The organism is Pseudooceanicola aquaeponti, assembly GCF_050897975.1.
Taxonomy (GTDB): domain Bacteria; phylum Pseudomonadota; class Alphaproteobacteria; order Rhodobacterales; family Rhodobacteraceae; genus Pseudooceanicola.
In genome coordinates this window covers 42,227-67,714 of sequence record NZ_JBPAXY010000002.1, presented here as the reverse complement: position 1 = coordinate 67,714, position 25,488 = coordinate 42,227, and the positions used below count along the sequence as shown (strand labels likewise).

The following is a 25,488-nucleotide window of genomic DNA, read 5'->3' as shown; positions in this document are numbered from 1 at the left end:
TGATCCTGTCCAGCCCGCCGGAGCGCCTCTCCGGCGGGCTTTTTCGTGCCAGGCCCGGGAGTTGGGCGCGCGGGGCCTTGCATCCGCCGCCAGGGCTTGACCATCCTGCGCGCAGCCGGGCGCGCCCAGGGGGCCGTGCCGGCAGCAGGAAAGGACAGCCATGCATATCGCCGTGATCGGGGCCGGGATGATCGGTGCCGCCGCCGCCCGCCATCTTGTGGCCATGGGCCATCGGGTCACCCTGGTGGGCCCGGACGAACCGCCAGAGGCCGCCCGCTGGGAGGGGCCCTTCGGCTCGCATTACGACGCCGGGCGGATCACCCGCCAGCTCGATCCCTGGCTTTTCTGGTCGCGCGCCTCGCGCGCCTCGATCGCCCGCTACCGGCGGCTCGAGGCGGCCTCGGGGGTGCGGTTCTTCTCCGAGGTGGGCTCGCTGATGGCGGGGCCCGAGGGCTCGGTGCAGATGGACCGGCTGGAGGCGACGCGCGACCGCGACGCGGTGCCCTGCGAAACCCTGCGCGACGCCGAGCTGGCGGCGCGGTTTCCCTGGTTCGCCTTCGAGCCGGGCACCCTGGGCCTCTACGAGGGGACGATGGCGGGCGTGGTGGATCCGCGCGCCATGGTGCGCGCCCAGATCGCCGTGGCCGAGGCCGGGGGCGCGCAACGGGTCCGCGACCATGTGACGGGCCTCGACGAGGGGGCCGGGGGGGTGACCCTGCGCCTGGCGGCGGGCGAGACCCTGACGGCGGACCGCGCCCTGGTGGCCACGGGCGGTTTCACCCGGGCGCTTCTGGGCGAGGCCCTGCCCTTCAGCGTCTATGCCCGCACGGTGGTCTTCTTCGAGGTGTCCGAGGCCGAGGCGGCACGGCTGGCGGGAATGCCGACGCTGATCGCGCTTCTGCCCAATGGCGAGGATCCCTACATGCTGCCCCCGGTGCGCTATCCCGACGGCAAGCTGTACCTGAAGATGGGCGGCGACCGGGTGGACCGGGCCCTTGGGACGCCCCAGGAGTTGACCGACTGGTTCCGCTCACCCGGGGATGCCGAGGTGGCGGGCTATGTCGACGGGCTGATGCGGGCGCGGATCCCCTCGCTTCAGATCCTGTCGACCTCGACCGCGGCCTGCGTGACCACCTATACGCCGCGCAACATCCCCCATTTCACCGCCCTGTCCGACCGGATCTATACCGCCTTCGCCGCCGGGGGACGGGGGGCGAAGAACTCTGACGAGCTGGGCCGGCTGGGCGCGCTTCTGGCCTCGGGCGCGCCGCTGCCCGACTGGGCCTCGGAACCCGCCGTCGCCCCCTGACAGGCGCGACACGTAGACGGGGGGCGTAAGAGAAGGGGGGCTCTGCCCCCCTTGAGCCTTCGGCTCAATTCCCCCCGGGATATTTTCGGCAATGAGAAGAGAGGGGCGTGGCACGGAAAAGCCCGCGCGGGGCCCCGGCTGCAAAGTCCGCCAACGGGCGCGCAACGGCGCCGTCGCGCCCGGTTGACCTACATGGCAGCCGGGGCGCGCTCGATCCTTTCGGGTGCCATCCCCTTGCGCTTCTCATTGCCAGAAATATCCCCGCCGGAGGCATCGGCCCGGCACGGGCCGATAGGGGCCAGGCGCGGCGGTCAGAGTTCCTTGCGGGCGCGCAGGGCGGCGGTGATCGTGCCGTCGTCGAGATAATCGAGCTCGCCGCCGATGGGCACGCCCTGGGCCAGGGAGGTCAGGCGCACCGTGCCCTCCAGCTGGTCGGCGATGTAATGGGCGGTGGTCTGGCCGTCGACCGTGGCGTTCAGCGCCAGGATCACCTCGCGCACCCCTTCATCCTCGACCCGCTGCATCAGCGCCGGGATGCGCAGCTCGTCCGGGCCCACGGCATCCAGCGCCGAGAGGGTGCCGCCCAGAACGTGATAGCGCCCCCGGAAGGTGCCCGAGCGTTCCATGGCCCAGAGGTCGGCCACATCCTCGACCACGCACAGCTCGCCATTGGCGCGCTTGGCATCAAGGCAGATCGGGCAGACCGGCCCTTCGGAGATATTGCCGCAGCGTGAGCATTCGCGCACGTTCACCGCCACCGCGTGAAGCAGGTCGGCCAGCGGCATCAGCAGCAGCTCGCGCTTGCGCACCAGGTGCAGCACGGCGCGCCGCGCCGACCGGGGGCCGAGCCCCGGCAGCTTCGCCAACATCTCGATCAGCGCGTCGATATCGCGGCCGGCGGACATGGCCGATCAGAAGGGCATCTTGAAATCGGCCGGCAGACCCAGACCTTCGGTGATCTTGCCCATCTCTTCCTGGTGCTTCTCGGCGGCGCGCGCCTGGGCGTCCTTGATCGCCGCCAGGATCAGGTCCTCGACCACTTCCTTTTCGTTCGGGTCGAAGATCGAGGGGTCGATGTCCAGCGCCTTCAGTTCGCCCTTGGCGGTGGCCGTGGCCTTCACCAGGCCCGCGCCGCTTTCGCCCTGCACGGTCATCGTCTCCAGATCCTCCTGGAGCTGCTGCATCTTCGCCTGCATCTCCTTGGCGGTCTTCATCATTTTCGCCATGTCGCCCATCTGGCCAAGGCCCTTGAACATGCTCGCTCTCCTTCGTTGCGGCGCCCCGCGGGCGCGTCATCCGTTTGCTATCTACTGCGTCTTGCGGGCGGGATCACTCTTCGTCTTCGAAAGGATCCCATTCGTCCTCGACCTCGGGCAGGGCCTCGGCCTCGGCCTTGGCGGCCATTTCGGCGCGGGTGATGACCTTGGTCACCTCCGCCCGGGGGAAGGCCGCCAGCACCGCCTGCATCAGCGGATGGGCCGTGGCCTCTTCCTTCATGGCCTGGATCTTGGCGTCGCGTTTCTCGGTGATCGTGGCCTCGCCCTCGGCATTGCCGATGGTCACCACCCAGCGATTGCCGGTCCAGCGTTGCAGCGCCGTGCCCAGTTTCGAGGCCAGATCCGCCGAAGCGCCGGGGGCGGGGGCAAATTCGATCCGCCCGGGGCTGTAGGAGATCAGGCGCACGCCGCCCTCGACCTCGACCAGCAGCCGCACGTCGCGGTTCTGGCGGATCAGCTCGATCACATGCTCGAAGGTGGGATAGCGCGCCAGGGCCTGGTCGACCTGCTGGGCCAGCATCGTATGGCCTTGGACGCCGCCGCCACCGCCGGAGGGGCCGGGCGCGCCATAGGCCGGGGCGCCGCCGCCGCCGGGCCCGGCCGGGGCATAGCCGCCGCCACCGCCACCGGGGCCGCCCTGGGGCGGCTCGGGCGGGCGCGGCGCATCCTTCAGCCGTTTCAGCAGTTCCTCGGGCGAGGGCAGTTCGGACACATGGGTCAGGCGGATCACCGCCATTTCGGCGGCCATCATCGCATTGGGGGCCGCCGCCACCTCTTCCAGCGCCTTCAGCAGCATCTGCCACATCCGCGTCATGGCGCGCATCGGCAGCCGCTCGGCCAGGGACAGGCCGCGGGCGCGTTCGTCCGGGCCGATGGTCGGATCCTCGGCGGCGTCGGGGGTGATCTTCACCACCGAAATCCAGTGGGTGATCTCGGCCAGGTCGCGCAGCACCGCCAGCGGATCGGCGCCATCGGCATATTGCGCCGACAGTTCGGTCAGGGCGCCCGCCGCATCGCCGCGCATGATCATCTCGTAGAGATCCAGCACCCGGCCCCGGTCCGCCAGGCCCAGCATGGCGCGCACCTGATCGGCGCCGGTCTCGCCCGCGCCATGAGAAATCGCCTGATCCAGCAGCGAGGTGGCATCCCGGGCCGAGCCCTCGGCGGCACGGGTGATCAGGGCCAGGGCCTCGTCGGTGATCTCGGCCCCTTCGGCGCCCGCGATCTTGCGCATCAGGGCGATCATCACCTCGGGCTCGATCCGGCGCAGGTCGAAACGCTGGCAGCGCGACAGCACGGTGACGGGCACCTTGCGGATCTCGGTGGTGGCGAAGATGAACTTCACATGCGCCGGCGGTTCCTCCAGCGTCTTGAGCAGCGCGTTGAAGGCGCTGGTCGAGAGCATGTGGACCTCGTCGATGATGTAGATCTTGTAGCGGGCAGAGGCGGCCCGGTAGTTCACGCTGTCGATGATCTCGCGGATGTCGTTGACGGAGGTGTTGGACGCCGCGTCCATCTCCATCACGTCCACATGGCGGCCTTCCATGATCGCCTTGCAGTGCTCGCACTGGCCGCAGGGATCGGTGGTCGGCCCGCCCTGGCCGTCGGGGCCGATGCAGTTCATGCCCTTGGCGATGATCCGCGCGGTGGTGGTTTTGCCGGTGCCGCGGATGCCGGTCATGATGAAGGCCTGGGCGATGCGGTCCGCTTCGAAGGCGTTCTTCAGCGTGCGCACCATGGCGTCCTGGCCGACCAGATCGGCGAAGGTCTCGGGCCGGTATTTCCGGGCCAGGACCTGATAGGGACCCTTGGGGGCGGGGGCGCTGTCTTGCATCGGGGGGCCTTGGATTCGGGTGGTTCCGCACAAGAGTAAACGGGGGCGCCGGGGGCGTCCACCGCAAGGCGCCTTGGCGCTTGCCCTGGGCGGTCTGGCTTGGCATCACCTAGGCAGACAGCCGGGGGATTGGTCATGAAACTGAAGGGGCGGCGCGCCAGTCGCAATATCGAGGACCGTCGCAGCCAGCGCGGCACGCGCCGCGTCGGTGGCCCGGCGGGCGGTCTGGGGATCGGCGCGGTGCTGCTGATCCTGGCCTTCGGCTATTTCACCGGGGTCGATGTGACACCGCTGCTGACCGGCGATGCGGGCTATGAGACCAGCCAGGGCGGCCCGGTCGAGCTTTCGGCCGAGGAAGAGGCGGCAGGCCGCTTTGCCGCCCAGGTGCTGGGCACCACCGAAGAGGTCTGGGCGCAGGTCTTCGCCGAGCAGCTGGGCCGCGACTATACCCCGCCGGTGCTGGTGCTGTTCTCGGGGCGCACGGCCAGCCCCTGCGGCGGCGCCTCGGGGGCTACCGGGCCCTTCTACTGCCCGGCGGACCGCAAGGCCTATCTGGACACCGAATTTTTCGCCACCCTGTCGCGCCAGCTGGGCGCCGGGGGCGATTTCGCCGCCGCCTATGTGATCGCCCATGAGGTGGCCCACCATGTGCAGAACGAGCTGGGGATCCTGGGCCAGGTGAACAGCTATCGCCAGCAGGCCAGCCAGGTCGAGGCCAACGCGATGACCGTGCGGCTGGAGTTGCAGGCCGATTGCCTGTCGGGCGTCTGGGCCTCGCAGGTGGCGGGGCTGCTGGAGCCGGGCGACATCGAAGAGGCGGTGAACGCGGCGCGGATGATCGGCGACGACCACCTGCAACGCCAGGCCGGGCGGGTGCCACAGCCCCATACCTTCACCCATGGTACCTCGGCGCAGCGGGCAGGCTGGTTCACCACCGGGTATCGGTCGGGCCGGGTGGAGAGTTGCGATACGTTTTCGGGGTGACTGTGTGCGGCGCTCGCTCCCTATGGGAGCGTCGCCCCGCCCGCCGTCCCGTGGGGTAAGGTGCGCGGACGTGGAAAGGGTGTCTGTGCCTAGCTGCGGTGTTTTGGGGGTGTTGGGGGACCCCTCTCGCGCATGTCTGCGACATACGCTGCCGGGGTGCGCGCCTTCGCTTCGCGAAGACGCTTAGGTGAGAGATTGGACAACGACCCAAGCGGGACTCGTTACGGCTGCTTCCTTCCGGACCTGACCGGGTTGGCGAGGCGCCTGCCCGCGCCAACCTCTCAAGGCCGCATATAGGAAAGGGCGGCGGGTAATGCAAGCGCTGTGCTGTGCCGCCGGGGCGGTGACTGGCGCGGCGGGGCGGGACTGCTATGGTCCGCCGCGAAGCAGAACCGGAGACCCCCATGCGCCCCTACCGTGTTGTCGATGCCTTTTCCGCCGTGCCCTTTCGCGGCAATCCTGTTGCCGTCGTGTTGCAGGCCGACGGGCTGAGCGCCGCCCAGATGCAGGCCATCGCCGCCTGGACCAACCTGTCGGAAACCACCTTTCACCTGACGCCCACCGAGGCCGGGGCCGACTACCGGCTGCGCATCTTCACCCCCAACAGCGAGCTGCCCTTCGCCGGTCATCCGACCATCGGCAGTGCCCATGCGCTGATCGAGGCGGGGTTGATCACCCCGCAGGACGGGCTGGTGGTGCAGCAATGCGCCGCCGGGCTGATCCCGGTGCGCCAGGAGGGGGACCAGCTGACCCTGCGCCTGCCGGAACCGCGCTTTCGCGACCTGACGGCGTCCGAGGCGGCCGAGCTGGCCGACCTGCTGGGCGCGCCCCTGGCCCGGGGCAGCGCCCCGGCGGTGGTCGATGTGGGCCCGCTGTGGGTCGTGGCCGATCTGGGCAGCGCTGCGGCGGTGACGGCGCTGACCCCCGACCTGGCGCGCATGGCGCGGTTCGAGAGCGCGGTGGGCGCGGGCGGCGTCACCGTCTTCGGGCGCAAGCCCGAGGGCGGGATCGAGGTGCGCTCTTTCGTGCCCTCGGACGGGGTGGCCGAGGATCCGGTCTGCGGCAGCGGCAATGGCGCGGTGGCGGCGTTGCGGATGCGGGCGGGCGAGCTGGGCGAGGGCGCGCGCTATCTGGCGACCCAGGGGCGCTGCGTCGGGCGCGATGGCGAGATCGCGGTCAGCGTCGAGGGCGGGCGGATCTTCATCGGGGGCCGGGCGGTGACCACGGTGACCGGGCAGGTCGCGGTCTGAGCAGGGCACGTGAAACGGGCCGCCCGGGGGCGGCCCTTCCAAAGTACCATGCGCGGTGATCAGAGGGTGATACGGAAGAGCGCGAAGCCGCCCTCGCCTTCGCCCGCAGGGGCGATGGTCACCCCTTCGACGCTGTCGGCGTATTTCGCCGCGCCGGGGCCGGTTTCGAACAGCACCGTGGTGTCCGCCATGGGCGCGAAGGTCCAGTTGGCGTCGGCCTCGGGGTCGACGGTGCCCTGTTCGACCAGGTAGCGCACGATGATGTCGCGGTTGGTGTCGGGGCCTTCGAAGATGATGGTCGAGCCGTCGGCGCCGGGGAAATGGCCGCCGCCCGAGGCGCGGTAGTTGTTGGTGGCCACGACGAATTCCATCTCGTCAGTGACCGGCGCGCCGTCATACATCAGATCAACAATGCGGCTTTCGCCCGAGACCTCGTTGCCGTCGCTGTCGTAGCGGGCCGGTTTCGACAGGTCGATCTGATAGCTGACCCCGTCGATCACGTCGAAGTTGTAGCTGGGGAACGAGGGGTTCAGCAGCACCGCGTCGGTGGCGCCGGGTTCCACCTGGTTGAACATGCCGGCCGAGCGATCCAGCCAGCCGCGCAGCTGGGCGCCGGTGATCTTCACCGCGCGGATGGTGTTCGGGTAGAGGTAGAGATCGGAGACGTTCTTGATCGCGATCGGGCCGGTTTCGACCTCGGTGTAATACTCGGGCCCGCCACGCCCGCCCGCCTTGAAGGGCGCGCCCGCCGACAGCAGGGGCAGGGCGGCATAGTCGGTGCCTTGAAGCATCTGTTCGATGTACCAGCGCTGCGCATTGGTGACGATCTGGATCGAGGGATCGTCGGCCACCAGGGCGAAATAGCTTTGCAGAGGGGCCGAGGTGCGGCCGACCTCGGCGCGGACATAGGCCAGGGTGGCGTCATGTTCGGTCTGGGCGGCGGCCAGGACGGCGGGTGCGCTTTCCACCGTGGGGGTGATCGAGCGGTCTTCGCCGCGCTCGTAGATCGGGCGGGTGCTGACCTCGTGGGCGACGACACGCCAGCCGCTGCCGTCGGCCTCAAGCAGCAGGTCGATCAGGCCCATGTGGCTGCCCCAGTAGCCGCCCATCACGGCGGGTTTGCCGTTGATCGTGCCCTTGGCCACGTCGACCTGGGCGTAGCCCTCGTAGGTGGCCGAGGGGAAGACCAGGTGGCTGTGGCCGGTCATCACCGCGTCGATGCCCTCGATCCCCGCCAGCGGGACCGAGGCGTTCTCGGCCCCTTCCTCATGATCGGCGGCGCCGATGCCCGAGTGGGACAGGGCGATGATGATATCGGCACCCTCTTCCTTCATCTGCGGGATATAGGCGCGGGCGGTATCGACGATGTCGCGGGTCTGGACGTTGCCTTCCAGATGGGCGCGGTCCCACATCATGATCTGCGGCGGGACGAAGCCGATCAGGCCGATCTTGATCGGCTTGGTGGTGCCATCGCCCAGCTCGACCTGGCGATCGAGCAGGATGTAGGGGCGGATGAAGGTGGTGTCACCGGTGGGGTTCGCCGCCATCTCCTTGACCACATTGGCCGAGATGAAGGGGAAATCGGCGCCCGCGATGGCCTTTTCCAGGAAGGACAGGCCGTAGTTAAACTCGTGGTTGCCCAGGGTGGCGGCGTCGTAGCCCAGCGTGTTCATCGCGGCGATCACCGGGTGCACGTCGCCCTCGGCCAGGCCCTTTTCATAGGCCATGTAGTCGCCCATCGGGTTGCCCTGGATGATGTCGCCATTGTCGACCAGCATCGTATTGGTCGCCTCGTCGCGGATCGCCTGCATATGGGCGGCGGTGCGCGCCAGGCCCACCGTGTCGTCGGGGCGGTCGGCGTAGTAGTTGTAGGGGAAGACGTGAACGTGCAGATCCGTCGTTTCCATGATCCGCAGGTGCGCCTGTGCGGCGGCGGCCCGGGCCGAGAAGGGATGCAGGCTGAGCAAGGTGGCTCCGGCAATGGTGCCGCCCAGGAAATTGCGGCGGGACAGCGAGGTGGAATGTTTCAGTGACATGAGATTTCTCCGGAAAGGCACGTGACCGTCGATATGCCGATATTGCATGACGTTAGCATAACGGTGCGCCGCCGGGAGATCTGTTTCGCGCTGCGCCGAAACCCGCCGCTGCCGGGGGGCGGCGGAGCGCGGGGAATGCCGCCACCCGGGCCAGACCCCTGCGGTTGGGCATTGAGCTTGGGCGCCTGCCGGGGCAGGGTCGCCCGGCGAAATGCAGCAAGAGGGGTGGGCCCATGTGGCAGGATGAACGGGTGACCTTCGGGGGCACGGGGCTGGACCGGCTGGCGCAGCAGCGCGGCGACGGCGCCGCGCTGGCGGCGCTGGCGGCAGAGCCCGGCGCGGGCTGCCTGCTGCTGTGGCGCGGCAATGTCCTGATCGCCGGATCCGAGGGCGCCTGGGCCCTGGCCCGGCTGCCCCTGGATCACCCGGTGCTGGCCGAGGCGCAGGGCGCGGCGCCGGTCCTGCTGGGCCGCGCGGCGGATGGCGCGGTGATCTTCGCCCAGGACATCTCTGCCTGGCAACCGCCCGAGCTGGAGCAGCGCGACGCGCCCCTGGGCTGGCACGTGGGCGGCCTGCCCGCCCATCCGGCCCTCGCCCCCGATCAGGGGTTCAGCGACCTGCGCGCCATCATGGCCGACCTGACCCCGGAAGAGGCCGAACTGGCCGCCACCGCAAGGGCGCTTTATTCCTGGCACAGCTCGCACCGCTTCTGCGCCCGCTGCGGCCAGCCGTCGGAGATCGTCGAGGCGGGCTGGCAGCGGCGCTGCCCGACCTGCCAGGCGCAGCATTTCCCGCGCACCGATCCGGTGGTGATCATGTTGATCGCCCGCGGCGAGAATGTGCTTCTGGGCCGCTCCCATGGCTGGCCCGAGGGGATGTTCTCGGTGCCGGCGGGCTTTGTCGAGCCGGGCGAGACCATCGAGGCCGCCGTGCGCCGCGAGGTGCTGGAAGAGACCGCCGTGCGGGTCGGCGAGGTGCGCTATGTCTGCTGCCAGCCCTGGCCCTTCCCCAACTCGCTGATGTTCGGCTGCCAGGGCGTGGCCCTGAGCGAGGAGATCACCGTCGACCCGGTGGAACTGGAGGCCGCGATGTGGCTGTCGCGTGAAGAATTGGCACAGGTCTTCGCGGGCGAACATCCGGTGGTCAGGCGGCCCCGGCGCGGGGCGATTGCCGAGTTCCTGCTGCGCAATTGGCTTGCGGACACGCTGGATTGACGCGATGTTCAATATTGTGAAGGTCCGCGTCTCTCCCTGCTGCTCTACGGTTGGTAAATCATGAAAATCGTTGCGAAAAAAGATATCGAAGCCCCGATCGACGACGTCTTCGAACGGGTCACCGATTTTCGCAGCTTCGAACGTTCGGCGATTCGGCGCGGGGCCGAGGTGTCGCGACGGGACCGGCCGGCGGTGACGGGGGTCGGCGCGGCCTGGGACGTGCGCTTCGATCTGCGCGGCAAGCGGCGCGACATCGGCCTTGAGGTGACCGAGTTCGAGGCGCCGGAACGGGTGGTGATGAAACTGCGCTCGGACGGGATGAAGGGCGGGGTGCTGGTGGATCTGGTGGCCCTGTCACGCTCGCGCACCCGGGTCCGGATCGAGACCGAGATCAAGCCAAAGACCCTGTCGGCCCGGCTGCTGATCCAGTCGCTGCGCCTGGCGCGCGGCACGATCGAGAAACGGATGGACGACCGGATGAGCGAATTCGCCGCCTCGATCGAAGGCAAGCCGCGCAGCCCCGAATAAGGGCCCCGCGATGCGAACCCCGCGCGGCCCGGGCCTGCCCGGGGATCAGTCGCGTTGCGGATCGGCGGGGTAGACCCCCAGCACTTCCATCCGCGACGAGAAATAGTTCAGCTCGTCCAGCGCCAGTTTCACATGCGGATCGTTGGGGTGGCCCTCGATATCGGCATAGAACTGCGTCGCGGTGAAACTGCCGCCGACCATGTAGCTTTCCAGCTTGGTCATGTTGATGCCGTTGGTGGCGAAGCCGCCCATGGCCTTGTACAGCGCGGCCGGGATGTTGCGCACTTCGAACAGCAGGGTGGTGATCATCTTGCCGCCGCCGCGCCGCGAATGGTCGGGCTCTGTCGACATCACCAGGAAGCGGGTGGTGTTGTTCGACTGGTCCTCGATATGGCGCGCCAGCACGTCCAGCCCGTAGACCTCGGCGGCCAGTTCGCTGGCCAGCGCGCCGCGCGAGCGGTCGTCCTGCTGCGAGATCAGATGGGCCGAGCCCGCGGTATCGGCGCCGGTGATCCGGGCGATGCCATGTTCGCTCAGGAAGCCGCGGCACTGACCCAGCAACATGGAATGCGAGGTGGCCGAGGTGATGTCCTCAAGCTTCGTCCCCGGCAGGCCCATCAGGTTGATGTGCACCCGCACGAAGGCCTCGCCGATGATGTGCAGGCCCGAGCCGGGCATCAGGTAATGGATATCCGCGACCCGCCCGAAGGTGGAATTGTCCACCGGCAGCATGGCCTTTTCCGCCGCGCCCTCCTTGACCGCCGCAATCGCATCTTCGAAAGTGCGGCAGGGGAGGGGTTCCAGATCGGGGCAGGCTTGGACACAGGCCTGGTGCGAATAGGCACCCAGCTCTCCCTGGAAGGCAATTCGGCGAGTCATCTGGGGAATTCCGTGTTGTTTGCGTCAAAACGCCCCGAAAGGGCGATTGGTCGCGGTAACTACACCTTGCTTTGCGCGAGGGGAAGCGGATAGATACGCGCCGAACAACTAGCTACGGATTCATCAAAGGCGCAGCGCATATGTTTGACACGATGACGGGAACGAAGATCATTGGCGGTTTCTGCGGTACGCTGCTGGTTTTCCTGCTGGGCAGCTGGGCGGCGGACGTGCTGTATGACACCAGCGCCGGGGGCCACGGTGGCGAGGAACATGCGCGCGGCTATGTGATCGACACCGGCGCCGACGAAGGTGCGACCGCCGAGCCCGAAGAACAGCTGTCCTTCGAAGAGGTCTTCGCCTCGGCCGACGCCGGTCGCGGCGAGCGTGTCTTCAACAAGTGCAAGGCCTGCCACAAGGTCGACGGCACCAACGCCACCGGCCCGCATCTGGACGGCGTCGTGGGCCGTGCGGTCGGCACCGTGCCCGACTTCGGCTATTCCGGCGCGCTGGCGGCGAACTTCGACGTCTGGACCCCGGAAAATCTTCAGGCCTTCCTGGAAGACCCGCGCAGCACCGCTTCGGGCACCAAGATGTCCTTCGCCGGTCTCGACGACATCGAAGACCGCGCCAACGTCATTGCCTACCTGCAAAGCGTCAGCGAATAATCGCGCCCCGCTTTCCTGGCAAGGATACCAGCCGTCTGCGCAGCGATGCGCGGGCGGCTTTTTTCTTGCGCCATAAGGGCCTGTAAGACCTTGGTAACCTCTGCTCACGCATTCTCGTCTTGAATATGGTTAATCGTGGCGATTAGCCTAAGTCTCCGAAGGAGGCCGCGCGCGCGGCCCGCGGCCTGGCCGCGCCCCGTTCTGCAACCACCGTCGAGGAGCGTCTTATGAACCGTCCCGAACCCCGCGTCCTGGCCCTTGCCGCGTCCATGCCGCTGAGCCGCCGGGCGATGCTGTTGCTGTCGGGGCTGGGCCTTGCGACCGCGCTGGCCCTGACCGGCCCGGCCCGCGCCCAGGATGCCCCTGCCGACGGCACCGGGGACGACGGGGCCGAGATCATCACCAGCCACGGCTATTCCTTCTTCGGCGACCTGAAATACCCCGCCGATTTCGAGCACTTCGATTTCGTCAATCCCGACGCCCCCAAGGGCGGCGAGATCGCCATCGAGGCCTCGGGCACCTTCGACAGCCTGAACCCCTTCACCGTGAAGGGCCGCGCGGGCGCGCTGTCGTCGATGATGTACGAAAGCCTGCTGGGCGATGCCGCCGACGATTACAACGGCGCCTACTGCCTGCTGTGCGAAAGCGTCGAATACCCCGCCGACAAAAGCTGGGTCATCTTCCACATGCGCCCCGAGGCGAAGTTCTCTGACGGCACGCCGTTGACCGCCCATGACGTGGTCTTCTCGCACAATCTGTTCATCGAACAGGGGCTTCCCAGCTTCTCCAGCGGGGTCAAGAAACTGGTCCTGGGGGCCGAGGCGCTGGATGATTACACGGTGAAATTCACCTTCGCCGATGGTGTGTCGCGCCGGTCGCTGATCGAACAGGTGGGCGGCGGCACCGTCTTTTCGCAGAAGTGGTTCGAGGAAACCGGCGCCCGTCTGGACGAGCCGCGCTTCGAGACCTCGCCGGGCTCGGGCCCCTACATGCTGGACAGCTACGATGTGGACCGCCGCATCGTCTACAAGCGCAATCCCGATTACTGGGGCGCCGATCTGCCGATCAACCAGGGCCGCTGGAACTTCGACACCATCCGGGTGGAATATTTCGCCGACGATTCCGCCGCCTTCGAGGCCTTCAAGGCGGGCGAATACACCTTCCGCCAGGAAACCTCGTCGCGGCAATGGGCGAACCAGTACGATTTCCCCGCCGTGCAGGACGGCCATGTGGTGAAAGAGGATCTGCCGGACGGGATGCCGCCCAACAACACCGGCTTTGTCTTCAACCTGGGCCAGGAAAAGTTCCAGGATGTGCGCGTGCGCGAGGCCATCGCCCTGGCCTTCAACTTCGAATGGACCAACGAAAGCCTGCAATACGGCCTGTTCAAGCACCGTGAAAGCTATTTCCAGGATACGCCGCTTCAGGCCCAGGGCACGCCCGAGGGGGCCGAACTGGCCTTTCTGGAGGGGCTGGGCGACGTGGTGCCGCCGGAACTGTTCACCGAACCGGCGCGCGGTGTGCATGAAAGCCGGGCCGACCGTCTGAACGACCGCCGCAACCTGGGCCGCGCGATGGAGCTGCTGGATGCGGCGGGCTGGACCGTGGGCGATGACGGCAAACGCCGCAATGCGGCAGGCGAGCTTCTGACGCTCGATTTCCCGATCTCCTCTTCCTCGGCGCCTTCGGTGCAGCCGATCCTCGACAACTACGCCCAGAACCTGATCGTCCTGGGGATCGAGCCGCAGTTCGAGGTGGTCGATCCCAGCCAGTACACCAACCGCCGCCGCGACCGCGAATACGACATGCTCTACGGTGGCTACCGTGCGGGCCTGGGCACCGGCACCGGCCTCTTGCAGATGTATGGCTCTGACGATGCGGCGTTTTCGGTCTTCAACCCGGCGGGCATCGCCAGCCCGCTGGTCGACGACATCATCTATGCCTCGCTCGACACCGCGACGCAGGAAGAACAGGATGCCTCGCTGATGGCCCTGGACCGCGCCCTGCGCCATGAATTCCTGATGGTGCCCACCTGGTACAAGTCCGGCTATTGGGTCGCCTTCTACGATATGTACCGCCACCCGGAGATTCCGCCCTACGACCTCGGCTACCTCGACTTCTGGTGGTACGACGCCGACCGGGCGGCCGAGCTGAGGGCGGCGGGCGCGCTGAGGTAAGCGCGACATGGGGGCCTATATCCTAAGACGCCTGGCACTGGTCATCCCGACCCTGCTGGGCATCATGATCATCAACTTCGCCCTGACCCAGTTCGTGCCCGGCGGCCCGATCGAGCAGATCATCGCCCAGGTGCAGGGGCAGGGGGACGTGACCGCAGGCTTTACCGGCGGCGCCAACGATGCGGCCGACATGTTCGAGGGCAGCGGCAATTCCGAATATGCCGGCGCCCGCGGCCTGCCGCCCGAGTTCATCGCCAACCTGGAAAAGGAGTTCGGCTTTGACAAGCCGCCGCTGGAACGCTTCCTGCTGATGCTGTGGAACTATGTCCGGCTGGATTTCGGCGACAGCTACTTCCGCTCTGTCTCGGTCATTGACCTTGTGCTGGAAAAGATGCCGGTCTCGATCACCCTGGGCCTGTGGTCGACGCTGATCGCCTATATCGTCTCGATCCCGCTTGGCATCCGCAAGGCGGTGAAAGAGGGCTCGCGCTTCGACAATGTGACCTCGGGGATCATCATCGTGGCCTATGCCATCCCGGGCTTCCTGTTTGCCGTGCTGCTGATGGTGCTGTTTGCGGGCGGATCCTACTGGCAGATCTTCCCGCTGCGCGGGCTGACCTCGGACAATTTCGACCAGCTGAGTTTCGGCGGAAAGATCCTGGACTACCTGTGGCACATCACCCTGCCGGTGCTGGCCTCGACCATCTCGGCCTTTGCCACGCTGACCCTGCTGACCAAGAACTCGTTCCTGGACGAGATCAAGAAGCAATATGTGATGACCGCCCGCGCCAAGGGCCAGACGGAGCGGCGCGTCCTTTACGGCCATGTCTTCCGCAACGCGATGTTGATCGTCATCGCGGGCTTTCCCAGCGTCTTCATCGGCGTCTTCTTCGCCGGGTCGCTGATCATCGAGACGCTGTTCTCGCTCGACGGTCTCGGCCGCCTGGGCTTCACCGCCGCGCTGGCGCGCGACTACCCGGTGATCTTCGGCACGCTCTTCATCTTCGGCCTGATCGGGCTGGTGGTCGGGATCCTGTCGGACCTGATGTATGTCTTCGTCGACCCCCGCATCGACTTTGAAAGCCGGGAGGGCTGAGATGAGCCTGATGGATGACGAACGCCTGCCGGGCCAGACCGCGCCCGCGCCGGTGGCCAAGGCGCCCCGGGGCTTTCTTTCGCCGCTGAACCAGCGCCGCTGGCGGTCCTTCCGCCGCAACCGCCGGGCGTTCTGGTCGCTGATCCTTTTCGCGATCCTGTTTGGCGCCTCGCTGTTTGCCGAGTTCATCGCCAACGACAAGCCGATCCTGGTGAACTATCGCGGCGGCTACTACATGCCGATTTTCAAGTTCTACCCCGAGACGGAGTTCGGCGGCGATTTCCGCACCGAGGCGGTCTATCGCGACCCCGAGGTGCAATGCCTGATCGAAACCGGCGGGCTGGACATCTGTTTCGACGACCCCGAGGCGGTGATGGAAGACGCGCAGGATGGCGTGGTCGCGGGCGAGGAAATCGCGCGCGGCTGGACCGTCTGGCCGCCGATCCCCTATTCCTTCAACAGCCCCGTGGAACGCCCCGGCGCCGCCCCCCTGCCGCCCAACCAACAGAACCTTCTGGGCACCGACGATACCAAGCGCGACGTGCTGGCGCGGGTGATCTACGGCTTCCGCCTGTCGATCCTGTTCACCCTGATCGTCACCGTCTCTGCCTCGGCCATCGGCATCTTTGCCGGTGCGGTGCAGGGCTATTTCGGCGGCAAGGTGGACCTGATCTTCCAGCGGGTGATAGAGATCTGGTCGTCGACGCCGTCGCTCTACATCATCATCATTCTGTTCGCGATCCTGGGGCGCAGTTTCTGGCTCTTGGTGCTGCTGACCGTCCTCTTCGGCTGGATGGCCCTGGTGGGCGTGGTCCGGGCCGAGTTCCTGCGCGCCCGCAACCTGGAATATGTCCGTGCCGCCAAGGCCCTGGGCGTGTCGAACCGCGTCATCATGTTCCGCCACATGCTGCCCAATGCCATGGTCGCCACGCTGACCATGATGCCCTTCATCGTCACCGGCACGATCTCGACCCTGGCCAGCCTGGATTTCCTGGGCTTCGGCCTGCCCAGTTCCGCCCCCTCGCTGGGCGAACTGACCTTGCAGGCGAAACAGAACCTTCAGGCGCCCTGGCTGGGCTTTACCGCCTTCGTCGTCTTCGCCGTGATGCTGTCGCTGCTTGTCTTCATCTTCGAAGGCGTGCGCGATGCCTTTGACCCCAGAAAGACCTTCCGATGACTATGCTACAGGTCCGGGACCTGCGCGTTGCCTTCACCCAGGACGGCCACAGCGTCGAGGCCGTGAAGGGCGTTTCCTTCGCCGTCGACCGGGGCGAGACCGTGGCCCTGGTGGGCGAGTCGGGCTCGGGCAAATCCGTCTCGGCGCTGTCCACCGTGTCGCTTCTGGGCGAAAACGCCCATGTCTCGGGCTCGGTCACCTTCGACGGCGAAGAGATGGTGGATGCGCCGAATGCCAAGCTGCGCAAGCTGCGCGGCAACGACATCTCCTTCATCTTCCAGGAGCCGATGACCTCTCTCAACCCGCTGCACACGATCGAAAAGCAGCTGGCGGAAAGCATGGCCCTGCACCAGGGCATGAAGGGGCGCGGCTGGCTGAAACGCTGGCTGGAAGGCTGGATGGGGCTGAACCCGGTGCCGGTGCTGATCGGGCTGATCGTCTTCTTCGCCTTCCTGGCCCTTTACGGTGCCTTCGTGGCCACCGCGCCCGAGGAACCCAGCCTGGATTTCCTGGGCGCCTTCGGCGTCGAGGCGGTCGCCCGGCTGTTCCGCGCCGTCCTTTGGGCGCTTGGGCTGACGGCGGTGCTGTGGGCGGGCAAGACGGTTCTGAAGGCGCGGCTGGCGCAATGGATCACCGGAAGCGAGACGCGCGACCGCTCTATCGCTCTGCTGAACCAGGTGGGCATCCGTGATGCGGAAGAGCGGCTGACGGCCTATCCGCACGAGCTGTCGGGCGGGCAGCGCCAGCGGGTGATGATCGCCATGGCCCTGGCCAACAAGCCCGAGCTGCTGATCGCGGATGAGCCGACCACGGCGCTGGACGTGACGATCCAGGCGCAGATCCTGGATCTGCTGGCGGAGCTGAAGGCCGAGACCGGCATGGGCCTTTTGTTCATCACCCATGACTTGGGCATCGTGCGCCGCATCGCCGACCGGGTCTGCGTGATGAAGGACGGCGAGATCGTCGAAGAGGGCCCCACGGCCGAGATTTTCGCCAATCCGCAGCATCCCTATACCCGGATGCTGCTGTCGGCGGCGGCCAGCGGCGCCCCGCAGGAACCTTCGGGCGATGCGCCCGAGGTGCTGACGGCGCAGCATCTGCGCGTCTGGTTCCCGATCCAGAAGGGGCTGATGAAGACCACCGTGGGCCATGTGAAGGCCGTCAACGACGCCTCGCTGACCCTGCACGCGGGCGAAACCCTGGGGGTTGTTGGCGAAAGCGGATCGGGCAAGACCACCCTTGCGCTGGCGCTGATGCGGCTGATCGGATCCGAGGGGCAGGTGCGCTTTGACGGGCAGGACGTGCACGCCCTTTCCACCGCCGAGCTGCGGCGGCTGCGCAAGGATATGCAGATCGTCTTTCAGGATCCCTATGGCTCGCTCTCGCCGCGGATGACGGCGGAACAGATCATTTCCGAAGGCCTCTCGGTGCACAAGATCGCCGATGACCGCCCGGTGCGCGATCTGGTGGCCGAGGTGATGACCGAGGTGGGCCTGGATCCGGCGGCGATGGACCGCTATCCGCATGAGTTCTCGGGCGGTCAGCGGCAACGGATCGCCATCGCCCGGGCGATGATCCTGCGGCCCAAGCTGGTGGTGCTGGACGAGCCGACCTCGGCGCTGGACATGACGGTGCAGGTGCAGATCGTCGACCTGCTGCGCCACCTGCAGCGCAAATACGGGCTGGCCTATCTGTTCATCAGTCACGACCTGAAAGTGGTGCGCGCCATGTCACACCGGGTGATGGTCATGCGCCACGGCGACGTGATCGAGGCCGGGCCCGCCGCGCAGATCTTCGATGCGCCCCAGGCCGCCTATACCAAAGAGCTGTTCGCCGCCGCGATGGACCGCTAGCGCGCGCCTGGCGCCCTGCGGGTTGCTCTGCGCGTCCCGCCCGGAAACGGGCGGGGGCGCCGCACCCCATGATGCGACGCCCCCGCGATGGTCTGGCCTGCGCCCCCGCTCAGATGGCCGAGGAATGCCGCGCCTTGGCGCCGTCATAGGCATCGAAGGCCCGGGCCACCAGCCGGGTCAGCGGCTGCGCCTCGGGGGGGATGCTCAGCCCCTCTTCGGTCACCCGCAGCAGCCCGTCGAACTGGGCCGCGACATCGCGGAACATGGCGGTCAGCGCCGCCGCGCTGATGCCGAAGTCGCGGGCGATCTCGGCGGTACGCACCCCGAAGTCGCACATGATCGCCTCGATGATCCGGGCGCGCATCCGGTCCTCGCCGCGATAGGCATGACCCTTGGCGGTCGAGAAACGGCCCTCGCGGATCGCCTTGGTATGCACGCCGGTGGCGGGCGCGTTCTGGGTATAGCCCTGCGGGAAGCGCGAGATCGACGAGGCGCCGAGGCCGACCAGCACCTCGGCCTGATCGTCGGTATAGCCCTGGAAGTTGCGCTTCAGCGTCCCGGCCTTCTGCGCCTTCGCCAGCCCGTCCTCGGGCAGGGCGAAGTGGTCGATCCCGATCTCGGCGTAATTGTCCCACAGGAACAGCTTGCGCGCCGTGGCGAAAAGATCCAGCCGCTCGGCCGGGGTCGGCAGGGCGTCCGAGGGCAGCATCCCCTGGCGCCGCGCCATCCAGGGCACATGGGCATAGCCGTAAAGGGCCACCCGGTCGGGCGACAGCGACAGCAGCTTCTGCACGCTTTCGGTGATCTTCTCGTTGGTCTGATGCGGCAGACCGAACAGGATGTCGGCGTTCAGGCTTTCGATGCCATGGGCGCGGATCGCCTCGATCACGTCGCGGGTCACCTCATAGCTTTGCTCGCGGCCGATGCATTCCTGGATCATCGGATCGAAATCCTGCACCCCGATGGAGGCGCGGTTCATGCCCGCCGCGGCCAGCACCGCAAGGCGCGCCTCGTCCACCTCGTTGGGGTCGATCTCGACCGAGAACTCGGCGCCCTTGGCAAAGGGCACCACCTCGGCCACGCGGCCCGCCAGGGTCTCCATCATGCCGGGGCTGAGCAGGGTCGGCGTGCCGCCGCCCCAGTGAAGTCGCGACAACGTGATACCGGGCTTGAGCCGGGTCTCGAGCAGGTCCAGTTCCGCCAGCAGCGTCTCCATGTAGGCGCGCACCGGTTCGTCGCTTTGCGTGCCCTGGGTCCGGCAGGCGCAGAACCAGCACAGCCTGCGGCAGAAGGGCACATGGATGTAGAGCGAGATCTCGGCCCCTTCCGGGATGGCTTCGATCCACGACGCATGTTCGCCCGAGCCGATCGCGTCGGAGAAATGCGGGGCCGTGGGATAGCTTGTGTAACGCGGCACTTTGGCGTCAAACAGCCCCAGGCGTTCAAGTTGCGTTTTGGTGACCATGAGAATAGGGTTTACCTGAGCGCCAGAACGGCGCATTGACCCAGATCAACCCTCCCACCAGACTGCGGTTCGACATGCTTCAGGAAGATTTCTCCTTCGTCTCCCATGATTGCGGCGATTGCCCGATCCGCCACCGTGCCGTCTGCGCCCGTTGCGAAACGGACGAGTTGGAGCGTCTGGAAGAGATCAAGTATTACCGGACCTTCGAGGCCGGCCAGACGGTGATCTGGTCCGGTGACCGGATGGATTTCGTGGGCTCGGTCGTGTCAGGCATCGCCACGCTGACCCAGACGATGGAAGACGGGCGCACCCAGATGGTGGGCCTGCTGCTGCCCAGCGATTTCGTCGGCCGTCCGGGGCGCGAGGGCGCGGCCTATGACGTGGTGGCAACCTCGGATCTGGTCATGTGCTGCTTCCGCAAGAAGCCCTTCGAGCAGATGATGGAAACCACGCCGCATATCGCGCAGCGCCTGTTGCAGATGACCCTGGACGAGCTGGACGCGGCGCGGGAATGGATGCTGGTGCTGGGCCGCAAGACCGCGCGCGAGAAGATCGCCTCGCTCTTGGCCATCATCGGGCGCCGCGACGCCTCGATCAACTCGCTGTCGATCCAGGAAAAGATCGTCTTCGACCTGCCGCTGACCCGCGAAGCGATGGCCGATTACCTGGGCCTGACGCTGGAAACGGTCAGCCGCCAGATCTCGGCGCTGAAACGCGAAGGCATCATCGAGTTGCAGGGCAAACGCCATGTGACCGTGCCCGATTTCTCGCGTCTGCTGGAAGAGGCGGGCGACGATTCGGACGGCGGCCTGCTGGTCTGACGCCCGACCCGCGCGCGGGCTGGCCATCGCCCCGCGCTGCTATCGCCCGTGCCGGGCGATGCCTCAAGGGGGGCAGAGCCCCCGCCCGGATCGACCTATCGCGCAGCGCTAGGAATGCAAAAGGGGCGGATCCGAAGACCCGCCCCCCTGTTCAGCCTGTCATCGCAATCAATGCGCCATGAAGATGGGCAGTTCGGTGCCTTCCAGCATGTGGCGCGTGGCGCCGCCCAGGATGGCTTCGCGGAAGCGCGAGTGGCCATAGGCCCCCATGATCACCATGTCCGCGCCAATGTCGGTGGCGTGGCGGCAGATCAGGTCCGAGATCCGCGGCATGGTCTTCGAGATCACGTCGATCTCGGTCGCCACGCCGTGGCGGGCCAGCCAGGCCGCCAGCATCCCGCCGGGGTCCGACCGGTCCGGCCCGTGCATCGGCGGGTCGATCACCACCACATGGACCGCCGCCGCCTTCTGCAGCATCGGCAACGACTTGCGCACCGCTGCCAAGGCCTCGGGCGTTTCGTTCCAGGCGATCAGCGGGGTTTTCGATTCGAGCGCCGCCGCGGGGGCGTCGGGCATCACCAGCACCGGGGTGCGGCCTTCGAAGAGCACCGATTCGATGATCGGCTCATCCTCGACGCCCTTGCCCTCGCCATAGGGCTTGGGCAGCACCACCAGGTCGGAGAAGCGGGCGCGCCAGGCAACGTGGCGGCCGATGTCGCCCATCTGGGCCACGTCGGTATCCACCGCATAGCGCAGGCCAGAGGCTTTCAGCAGCTCGTTGGCCTCGGCCTCCAGGGCCTTCGACTCTTCGGTCGCGCGGGTGATGGCCTCTTGCAGGACCATCGCGTTGGCCCCGGCGTAGTAGTAGCCCATCTGCGTCCGGTCGACGCCAAGGCAGAGCACGTCGAGGTGAGCATCATGTGAAAGGGCGAGGGCGGCGACCTGATCGAGATGGGCCTTCAGCCCCTCTTTCCGGGTCAGGATCGTGAAGATCGTCTTGTAGGCCATGGGAGCCTCCTGATCGTTTGTTCCGTAAAAACTGTTACCAGGACACGAGATACCTTGACCAGTCACTGGTCTATAAGGTGTGTTTAGCATGTGGGAAATCGCCGCACATTGATCTTCGTCAACACCTCACGGTTTCGCGATTGATACAGATCAAGGCATCTGACTCGGGTCCGCCGCAATAAGCGGGGGTCGCAATTCCGATAAGAAGCGGGGGGAGAATTCCGCCTCGTTGGACTGACAAAGGGACGCGTTATGACAAATGCAATCAAGCTAGTCGCGCTGGCGCTGGTCGCGATTTTCGCCGCGATCGCCGCCAATTATGCGCGCGACCTGGCGTATATGGTGAACATGCTGGTGGTCATGCTGGCCGCTGCCGTGACCTTCATCTACACGCTGCGCAAGACGGACGAGGACGGGGACCTGCGGGACCTGTCCGGGGAATACATGGACGGCGTTGTCCGCTACGGGGTGATCGCCACCGCCTTCTGGGGTGTGGTCGGTTTCCTCGCGGGCGTGTTCATCGCGTTCCAACTGGCCTTTCCGGTGCTCAACTTCGACTGGGCCCAGGGCTATCTGAATTTCGGGCGCCTGCGGCCGCTGCACACCAGCGCCGTGATCTTCGCCTTCGGGGGCAACGCGCTGATCGCGACCTCCTTCTACGTGGTCCAGCGGACCTCGGCGGCGCGTCTCTGGGGCGGCGGCCTGGGCTGGTTCGTCTTCTGGGGCTACAACCTGTTCATCGTGATGGCCGCCCTCAGCTATGTGCTGGGCGGGTCGCAGTCCAAGGAATATGCCGAGCCTGAGTGGTATGTCGACCTGTGGCTGACCATCGTCTGGGTGGCCTATCTGGCGGTTTTCCTGGGCACGATCATCAAGCGGAAAGAACCCCACATCTACGTGGCCAACTGGTTCTACCTGTCGTTTATCGTGACCGTCGCCATGCTGCACGTGGTCAACAACCTGGTGATCCCGGTCAGCATCTTCGGCGGCAAGTCGGTGCAGGTGATGGCCGGTGTGCAGGATGCCATGACGCAGTGGTGGTACGGCCACAACGCCGTGGGCTTCTTCCTGACCGCGGGCTTCCTGGGCATGATGTACTACTTCATCCCCAAACGCGCCGAAAAGCCGGTCTATTCCTACAAGCTGTCGATCATCCACTTCTGGGCGCTGATCTTCATCTACATCTGGGCCGGTCCGCACCACCTGCACTACACCGCGCTGCCTGACTGGGCCTCGACCCTGGGCATGGTGTTCTCTGTGGTCCTGTGGATGCCCAGCTGGGGCGGCATGATCAACGGCCTGATGACCCTGTCGGGCGCTTGGGACAAGCTGCGCACCGACCCGGTGATCCGGATGATGGTGATCGCTGTCGGCTTCTACGGCATGTCCACCTTCGAAGGCCCGATGATGTCGATCCGCGCGGTGAACTCGCTGTCGCACTACACCGACTGGACCATCGGTCACGTCCACTCTGGCGCGCTTGGCTGGAACGGCATGATCACCTTCGGCGCGCTGTACTACCTGGTGCCGAAACTGTGGAACCGCAAGGAACTCTACAGCCTGAGCATGGTCTCCTGGCACTTCTGGCTCGCCACCATCGGCATCGTTCTCTACGCCGCCGCCATGTGGGTGACCGGCATCATGGAAGGCCTGATGTGGCGCGAAGTCGACGCCAACGGCTTCCTGGTGAACTCCTTCGCCGACACCGTGGCTGCCAAGTTCCCGATGTACGTGGTCCGTGGCCTGGGTGGCGTGATGTACCTGGCCGGCGCGATCATCATGTGCGTCAACCTGGTGCTGACCGTGAAGAAGCAACCCGCCGAGAAGACCGTCCACGGCCTCGTGCCCGCGGAATGAGGAGCAGATAGATGGGTATTCTTGACAAACACGCGTTCCTGGAACGCAACGCCACCCTGCTTCTGGCCTGCTCTTTCGCAGTGGTGACCATCGGCGGCATCGTGGAAATCGCACCGCTCTTCTACCTCGAAAACACCATCGAGGATGTGGAAGGGATGCGCCCCTACACGCCGCTGGAACTGGCGGGCCGGGACATCTACGTGCGCGAAGGCTGCTATGTCTGCCACAGCCAGATGATCCGGCCGATGCGCGACGAGGTGGAACGCTATGGCCACTACTCGCTGGCGGCGGAATCGAAGTACGACCACCCGTTCCAGTGGGGCTCGAAGCGGACGGGGCCCGACCTCGCCCGCGTCGGTGGCCGCTACTCGGACGAGTGGCACGTCGATCACCTGACCAACCCGCAGTCGGTCGTGCCTGAGTCGGTGATGCCGAAATACGGCTTCCTGACCCATGCGATGATCGAGGGCGAATACATGCAGGACCTGATGTCCACGCACGCCCTGGTCGGTGTCCCGTACACGGAAGATCAGCTGGAAAACGCCCAGTCCGACTTCCTGGCGCAGGCGGATCCCGACAGCGATTACGACGGTCTGCTGGAACGCTACGGCGAGGAAAGCGTCAACGTGCGCAACTTCGACGGTGAGCCGGGCATTTCCGAAATGGATGCGCTGATCGCCTATCTTCAGATGTTGGGGACGCTGGTCGACTTCTCGACCTTCTACCCCGACGAAAGCCGCTAAGGGGGATCAGATGGACACCTATTCGATCCTTCGCCAATTCGCGGACAGCTGGATGCTGCTGGCGCTGTTCCTGTTCTTCGTGGGCGTGATCATCTGGGTCTTCCGGCCCGGCGCCCGCAAGACCTACCAGGACACGGCAAGCATCCCGCTGCGCAACGAAGACCGCCCCGCCCGTGACGTGAAATCCACGTCCGAGCCGGCCTTCGCAGGAAAGGACCTGTGAGATGAGCGATGACCTGAAACAGAAACACGGCACCACGGGCCATTCCTGGGATGGCATCGAGGAACTGAACACGCCCCTGCCGCGCTGGTGGCTGTGGACCTTCTACGCCTGTATCGTCTGGGCCATCATCTACACGGTGATGTACCCGGCCTGGCCGCTGGTGAACCAGGCAACCGCCGGTGTCATGGGCTTCTCGACCCGTGGCCAGGTGGCTGAACGGATCGCCGAGGTCGATGCGGCCAACGCGGGCATCAACGAGCAGCTGGCCTCGGCCGAGCTGACCGAGATCGCCGCCAACCCCGAGCTGAACCAATACGCCACCTCTGCCGGGGCGGCCGTGTTCAAGACCTGGTGCGCCCAGTGCCACGGTTCGGGCGCTGCCGGTGCGGTCGGCTATCCGAACCTGCTGGACGACGACTGGCTGTGGGGGGGCGATATCGAATCGATCCACTACACCGTCACCCACGGCATCCGGAACGAGGATGACTGGGACGCCCGCTACAGCGCCATGCCGGCCTTCGGTGCCGACGAGCTGCTGGAGCCCGCGCAGATCGACGCGGTGGTCAACTACGTGATGTCCCTCTCGGGCACCCCGCAGGACGCCAGCCTGGTCGAGGAAGGCGCCGTCGTCTTCGAAGAGAACTGCGTGTCGTGCCACATGGAAGACGGCACCGGCGACCGGGAACAGGGTGCGCCCAACCTGACCGATGCCATCTGGCTTTATGGTGGGGACTACGCGACCATCCACGAAACGGTGGAAAACGCCCGCTTCGGCGTGATGCCCAACTGGGGTGAACGTCTGAGCGAAGCGCAGATCCGCGCCGTGGCCACCTATGTCCACCAGCTGGGCGGTGGCGAGTAAGCCCGCCCGCTGAAACGAATTTGGCGGGGGTCGCCCCCCGCCAATCCAGACCCCCGCTCTTGTGGTGGGGTTGGCACCGGCCGCTTCGTCCTGTTCGCGCGTTTCCTTGAACGGTCGGTGCCATTTTTCTAGCCCGCCCCGGGTAAACGGGGAAGCCCGCCCTGCAATCGCAGGGCGGGCTTTTTTGTCTCTGCCGGTTTTCGGGTCGGGGCCAATGCGTTGGTGCCTGC

Annotated in this window: 22 protein-coding genes and 1 other RNA gene; 15 read left to right on the top strand and 8 right to left on the bottom strand. The window is 66.5% G+C overall.

Translation table 11 applies throughout. The annotated features are described in order from the left end of the window. Positions 1-160 precede the first annotated feature (160 nt). Positions 161-1,309 (top strand): FAD-dependent oxidoreductase, encoded by a 1,149-nt coding sequence (locus tag ACRARE_RS03980; RefSeq protein ID WP_432655112.1) that lies wholly within the window; start codon positions 161-163, stop codon positions 1,307-1,309. A 311-nt stretch (positions 1,310-1,620) separates the two neighbouring features. Here ACRARE_RS03980 and recR read toward each other — a convergent pair whose 3' ends face one another. From recR to ACRARE_RS03965, 3 genes are all read right to left on the bottom strand, one after another. Next, positions 1,621-2,214 (bottom strand): recombination mediator RecR, encoded by a 594-nt coding sequence (gene recR / locus ACRARE_RS03975; RefSeq protein WP_432655111.1) that lies wholly within the window; start codon positions 2,212-2,214, stop codon positions 1,621-1,623. Between the two features lie 6 nt (positions 2,215-2,220). Beyond that, entirely contained in the window at positions 2,221-2,565 is a 345-nt protein-coding gene (locus ACRARE_RS03970; RefSeq protein WP_432655110.1) for a YbaB/EbfC family nucleoid-associated protein, read from the bottom strand. 73 nt (positions 2,566-2,638) lie between these two features. Continuing rightward, complete coding sequence (locus tag ACRARE_RS03965; protein ID WP_432655109.1) at positions 2,639-4,420, bottom strand: DNA polymerase III subunit gamma/tau; 1,782 nt, start codon at positions 4,418-4,420, stop codon at positions 2,639-2,641. Positions 4,421-4,555: 135 nt separating this feature from the next. Here ACRARE_RS03965 and ypfJ point away from each other — a divergent pair, with 135 nt between their 5' ends. Continuing rightward, complete coding sequence (gene ypfJ / locus ACRARE_RS03960) at positions 4,556-5,404, top strand: KPN_02809 family neutral zinc metallopeptidase (RefSeq protein WP_432655108.1); 849 nt, start codon at positions 4,556-4,558, stop codon at positions 5,402-5,404. A gap of 185 nt (positions 5,405-5,589) precedes the next feature. On the opposite strand, the gene ffs is transcribed toward ypfJ, so the two are convergent. Next, positions 5,590-5,688, bottom strand: an RNA gene (gene ffs / locus ACRARE_RS03955) — signal recognition particle sRNA small type. A gap of 120 nt (positions 5,689-5,808) precedes the next feature. Between ffs and ACRARE_RS03950 the strand changes: the two genes are divergently transcribed. Further along, positions 5,809-6,654, top strand: a complete 846-nt coding sequence (locus ACRARE_RS03950; RefSeq protein WP_432655107.1) for a PhzF family protein — start codon at positions 5,809-5,811, stop codon at positions 6,652-6,654. Between the two features lie 59 nt (positions 6,655-6,713). On the opposite strand, the gene ACRARE_RS03945 is transcribed toward ACRARE_RS03950, so the two are convergent. Then, the gene (locus tag ACRARE_RS03945) at positions 6,714-8,690 is read right to left on the bottom strand and encodes a bifunctional 2',3'-cyclic-nucleotide 2'-phosphodiesterase/3'-nucleotidase (RefSeq protein ID WP_432655106.1); all 1,977 of its coding nucleotides are present in this window, start codon (positions 8,688-8,690) and stop codon (positions 6,714-6,716) included. A gap of 233 nt (positions 8,691-8,923) precedes the next feature. Between ACRARE_RS03945 and nudC the strand changes: the two genes are divergently transcribed. Together nudC and ACRARE_RS03935 are read left to right on the top strand one after the other, a co-directional pair. Beyond that, entirely contained in the window at positions 8,924-9,904 is a 981-nt protein-coding gene (gene nudC / locus ACRARE_RS03940) for an NAD(+) diphosphatase (protein ID WP_432655105.1), read from the top strand. Between the two features lie 60 nt (positions 9,905-9,964). Continuing rightward, positions 9,965-10,432, top strand: coding sequence for an SRPBCC family protein (locus tag ACRARE_RS03935; protein WP_432655104.1), 468 nt, complete (start codon positions 9,965-9,967; stop codon positions 10,430-10,432). 45 nt (positions 10,433-10,477) lie between these two features. On the opposite strand, the gene ACRARE_RS03930 is transcribed toward ACRARE_RS03935, so the two are convergent. Continuing rightward, complete coding sequence (locus ACRARE_RS03930) at positions 10,478-11,311, bottom strand: prephenate dehydratase (RefSeq protein ID WP_432655103.1); 834 nt, start codon at positions 11,309-11,311, stop codon at positions 10,478-10,480. Between the two features lie 140 nt (positions 11,312-11,451). Between ACRARE_RS03930 and ACRARE_RS03925 the strand changes: the two genes are divergently transcribed. From ACRARE_RS03925 to ACRARE_RS03905, 5 genes are all read left to right on the top strand, one after another. Further along, complete coding sequence (locus ACRARE_RS03925) at positions 11,452-11,976, top strand: c-type cytochrome (protein ID WP_432655102.1); 525 nt, start codon at positions 11,452-11,454, stop codon at positions 11,974-11,976. A gap of 227 nt (positions 11,977-12,203) precedes the next feature. Next, complete coding sequence (locus ACRARE_RS03920; protein WP_432655101.1) at positions 12,204-14,153, top strand: extracellular solute-binding protein; 1,950 nt, start codon at positions 12,204-12,206, stop codon at positions 14,151-14,153. 7 nt (positions 14,154-14,160) lie between these two features. Next, on the top strand, positions 14,161-15,249 hold the full coding sequence (locus tag ACRARE_RS03915; protein ID WP_432655100.1) for a microcin C ABC transporter permease YejB: 1,089 nt from the start codon (positions 14,161-14,163) through the stop codon (positions 15,247-15,249). A 10-nt stretch (positions 15,250-15,259) separates the two neighbouring features. Then, positions 15,260-16,426 carry an ABC transporter permease gene (locus tag ACRARE_RS03910; protein WP_432655650.1) on the top strand — a complete coding sequence of 389 codons (1,167 nt, stop codon included), beginning with the start codon at positions 15,260-15,262 and terminating at the stop codon, positions 16,424-16,426. Between the two features lie 2 nt (positions 16,427-16,428). Further along, complete coding sequence (locus tag ACRARE_RS03905; protein ID WP_432655649.1) at positions 16,429-18,279, top strand: ABC transporter ATP-binding protein; 1,851 nt, start codon at positions 16,429-16,431, stop codon at positions 18,277-18,279. 109 nt (positions 18,280-18,388) lie between these two features. On the opposite strand, the gene hemN is transcribed toward ACRARE_RS03905, so the two are convergent. Beyond that, positions 18,389-19,744, bottom strand: coding sequence for an oxygen-independent coproporphyrinogen III oxidase (gene hemN, locus ACRARE_RS03900; protein WP_432655099.1), 1,356 nt, complete (start codon positions 19,742-19,744; stop codon positions 18,389-18,391). Positions 19,745-19,818: 74 nt separating this feature from the next. Between hemN and fnrL the strand changes: the two genes are divergently transcribed. Continuing rightward, positions 19,819-20,565 (top strand): transcriptional regulator FnrL, encoded by a 747-nt coding sequence (gene fnrL / locus ACRARE_RS03895; RefSeq protein WP_432655648.1) that lies wholly within the window; start codon positions 19,819-19,821, stop codon positions 20,563-20,565. Between the two features lie 168 nt (positions 20,566-20,733). Here the strand turns inward: fnrL and ACRARE_RS03890 are convergent, their stop codons facing one another. Then, positions 20,734-21,573 (bottom strand): universal stress protein, encoded by an 840-nt coding sequence (locus ACRARE_RS03890; RefSeq protein WP_432655098.1) that lies wholly within the window; start codon positions 21,571-21,573, stop codon positions 20,734-20,736. Positions 21,574-21,825: 252 nt separating this feature from the next. Between ACRARE_RS03890 and ccoN the strand changes: the two genes are divergently transcribed. The 4 genes from ccoN to ccoP are packed head-to-tail and all read left to right on the top strand — an operon-like array spanning position 21,826 to position 25,258. Then, entirely contained in the window at positions 21,826-23,430 is a 1,605-nt protein-coding gene (ccoN, locus tag ACRARE_RS03885) for a cytochrome-c oxidase, cbb3-type subunit I (RefSeq protein ID WP_432655097.1), read from the top strand. A gap of 11 nt (positions 23,431-23,441) precedes the next feature. Next, the gene (gene ccoO / locus ACRARE_RS03880) at positions 23,442-24,173 is read left to right on the top strand and encodes a cytochrome-c oxidase, cbb3-type subunit II (protein WP_432655096.1); all 732 of its coding nucleotides are present in this window, start codon (positions 23,442-23,444) and stop codon (positions 24,171-24,173) included. Between the two features lie 10 nt (positions 24,174-24,183). Then, a complete protein-coding gene (locus ACRARE_RS03875) occupies positions 24,184-24,396 on the top strand; it encodes a cbb3-type cytochrome c oxidase subunit 3 (protein ID WP_432655095.1) in 213 nt (70 codons plus the stop codon). A gap of 1 nt (position 24,397) precedes the next feature. Continuing rightward, positions 24,398-25,258 carry a cytochrome-c oxidase, cbb3-type subunit III gene (gene ccoP / locus ACRARE_RS03870; RefSeq protein ID WP_432655094.1) on the top strand — a complete coding sequence of 287 codons (861 nt, stop codon included), beginning with the start codon at positions 24,398-24,400 and terminating at the stop codon, positions 25,256-25,258. The last annotated feature ends 230 nt before the right edge of the window (positions 25,259-25,488 follow it).

Coding starts and splice junctions, on each gene's coding strand:
- nudC (WP_432655105.1), top strand. CDS start 8,924: ATGTGGCAGGATGAACGGGTGACCTTCGGGGGCACGGGGCTGGACCGG.
- ACRARE_RS03930 (WP_432655103.1), bottom strand. CDS start 11,311: ATGACTCGCCGAATTGCCTTCCAGGGAGAGCTGGGTGCCTATTCGCAC.
- ACRARE_RS03935 (WP_432655104.1), top strand. CDS start 9,965: ATGAAAATCGTTGCGAAAAAAGATATCGAAGCCCCGATCGACGACGTC.
- ccoP (WP_432655094.1), top strand. CDS start 24,398: ATGAGCGATGACCTGAAACAGAAACACGGCACCACGGGCCATTCCTGG.
- ACRARE_RS03945 (WP_432655106.1), bottom strand. CDS start 8,690: ATGTCACTGAAACATTCCACCTCGCTGTCCCGCCGCAATTTCCTGGGC.
- ccoN (WP_432655097.1), top strand. CDS start 21,826: ATGACAAATGCAATCAAGCTAGTCGCGCTGGCGCTGGTCGCGATTTTC.
- ACRARE_RS03915 (WP_432655100.1), top strand. CDS start 14,161: ATGGGGGCCTATATCCTAAGACGCCTGGCACTGGTCATCCCGACCCTG.
- ACRARE_RS03965 (WP_432655109.1), bottom strand. CDS start 4,420: ATGCAAGACAGCGCCCCCGCCCCCAAGGGTCCCTATCAGGTCCTGGCC.
- ypfJ (WP_432655108.1), top strand. CDS start 4,556: ATGAAACTGAAGGGGCGGCGCGCCAGTCGCAATATCGAGGACCGTCGC.
- ACRARE_RS03970 (WP_432655110.1), bottom strand. CDS start 2,565: ATGTTCAAGGGCCTTGGCCAGATGGGCGACATGGCGAAAATGATGAAG.
- ACRARE_RS03920 (WP_432655101.1), top strand. CDS start 12,204: ATGAACCGTCCCGAACCCCGCGTCCTGGCCCTTGCCGCGTCCATGCCG.
- ACRARE_RS03890 (WP_432655098.1), bottom strand. CDS start 21,573: ATGGCCTACAAGACGATCTTCACGATCCTGACCCGGAAAGAGGGGCTG.
- fnrL (WP_432655648.1), top strand. CDS start 19,819: ATGCTTCAGGAAGATTTCTCCTTCGTCTCCCATGATTGCGGCGATTGC.
- ACRARE_RS03950 (WP_432655107.1), top strand. CDS start 5,809: ATGCGCCCCTACCGTGTTGTCGATGCCTTTTCCGCCGTGCCCTTTCGC.
- ACRARE_RS03875 (WP_432655095.1), top strand. CDS start 24,184: ATGGACACCTATTCGATCCTTCGCCAATTCGCGGACAGCTGGATGCTG.
- ACRARE_RS03910 (WP_432655650.1), top strand. CDS start 15,260: ATGGATGACGAACGCCTGCCGGGCCAGACCGCGCCCGCGCCGGTGGCC.
- hemN (WP_432655099.1), bottom strand. CDS start 19,744: ATGGTCACCAAAACGCAACTTGAACGCCTGGGGCTGTTTGACGCCAAA.
- ACRARE_RS03905 (WP_432655649.1), top strand. CDS start 16,429: ATGCTACAGGTCCGGGACCTGCGCGTTGCCTTCACCCAGGACGGCCAC.
- ACRARE_RS03925 (WP_432655102.1), top strand. CDS start 11,452: ATGTTTGACACGATGACGGGAACGAAGATCATTGGCGGTTTCTGCGGT.
- ccoO (WP_432655096.1), top strand. CDS start 23,442: ATGGGTATTCTTGACAAACACGCGTTCCTGGAACGCAACGCCACCCTG.
- ACRARE_RS03980 (WP_432655112.1), top strand. CDS start 161: ATGCATATCGCCGTGATCGGGGCCGGGATGATCGGTGCCGCCGCCGCC.
- recR (WP_432655111.1), bottom strand. CDS start 2,214: ATGTCCGCCGGCCGCGATATCGACGCGCTGATCGAGATGTTGGCGAAG.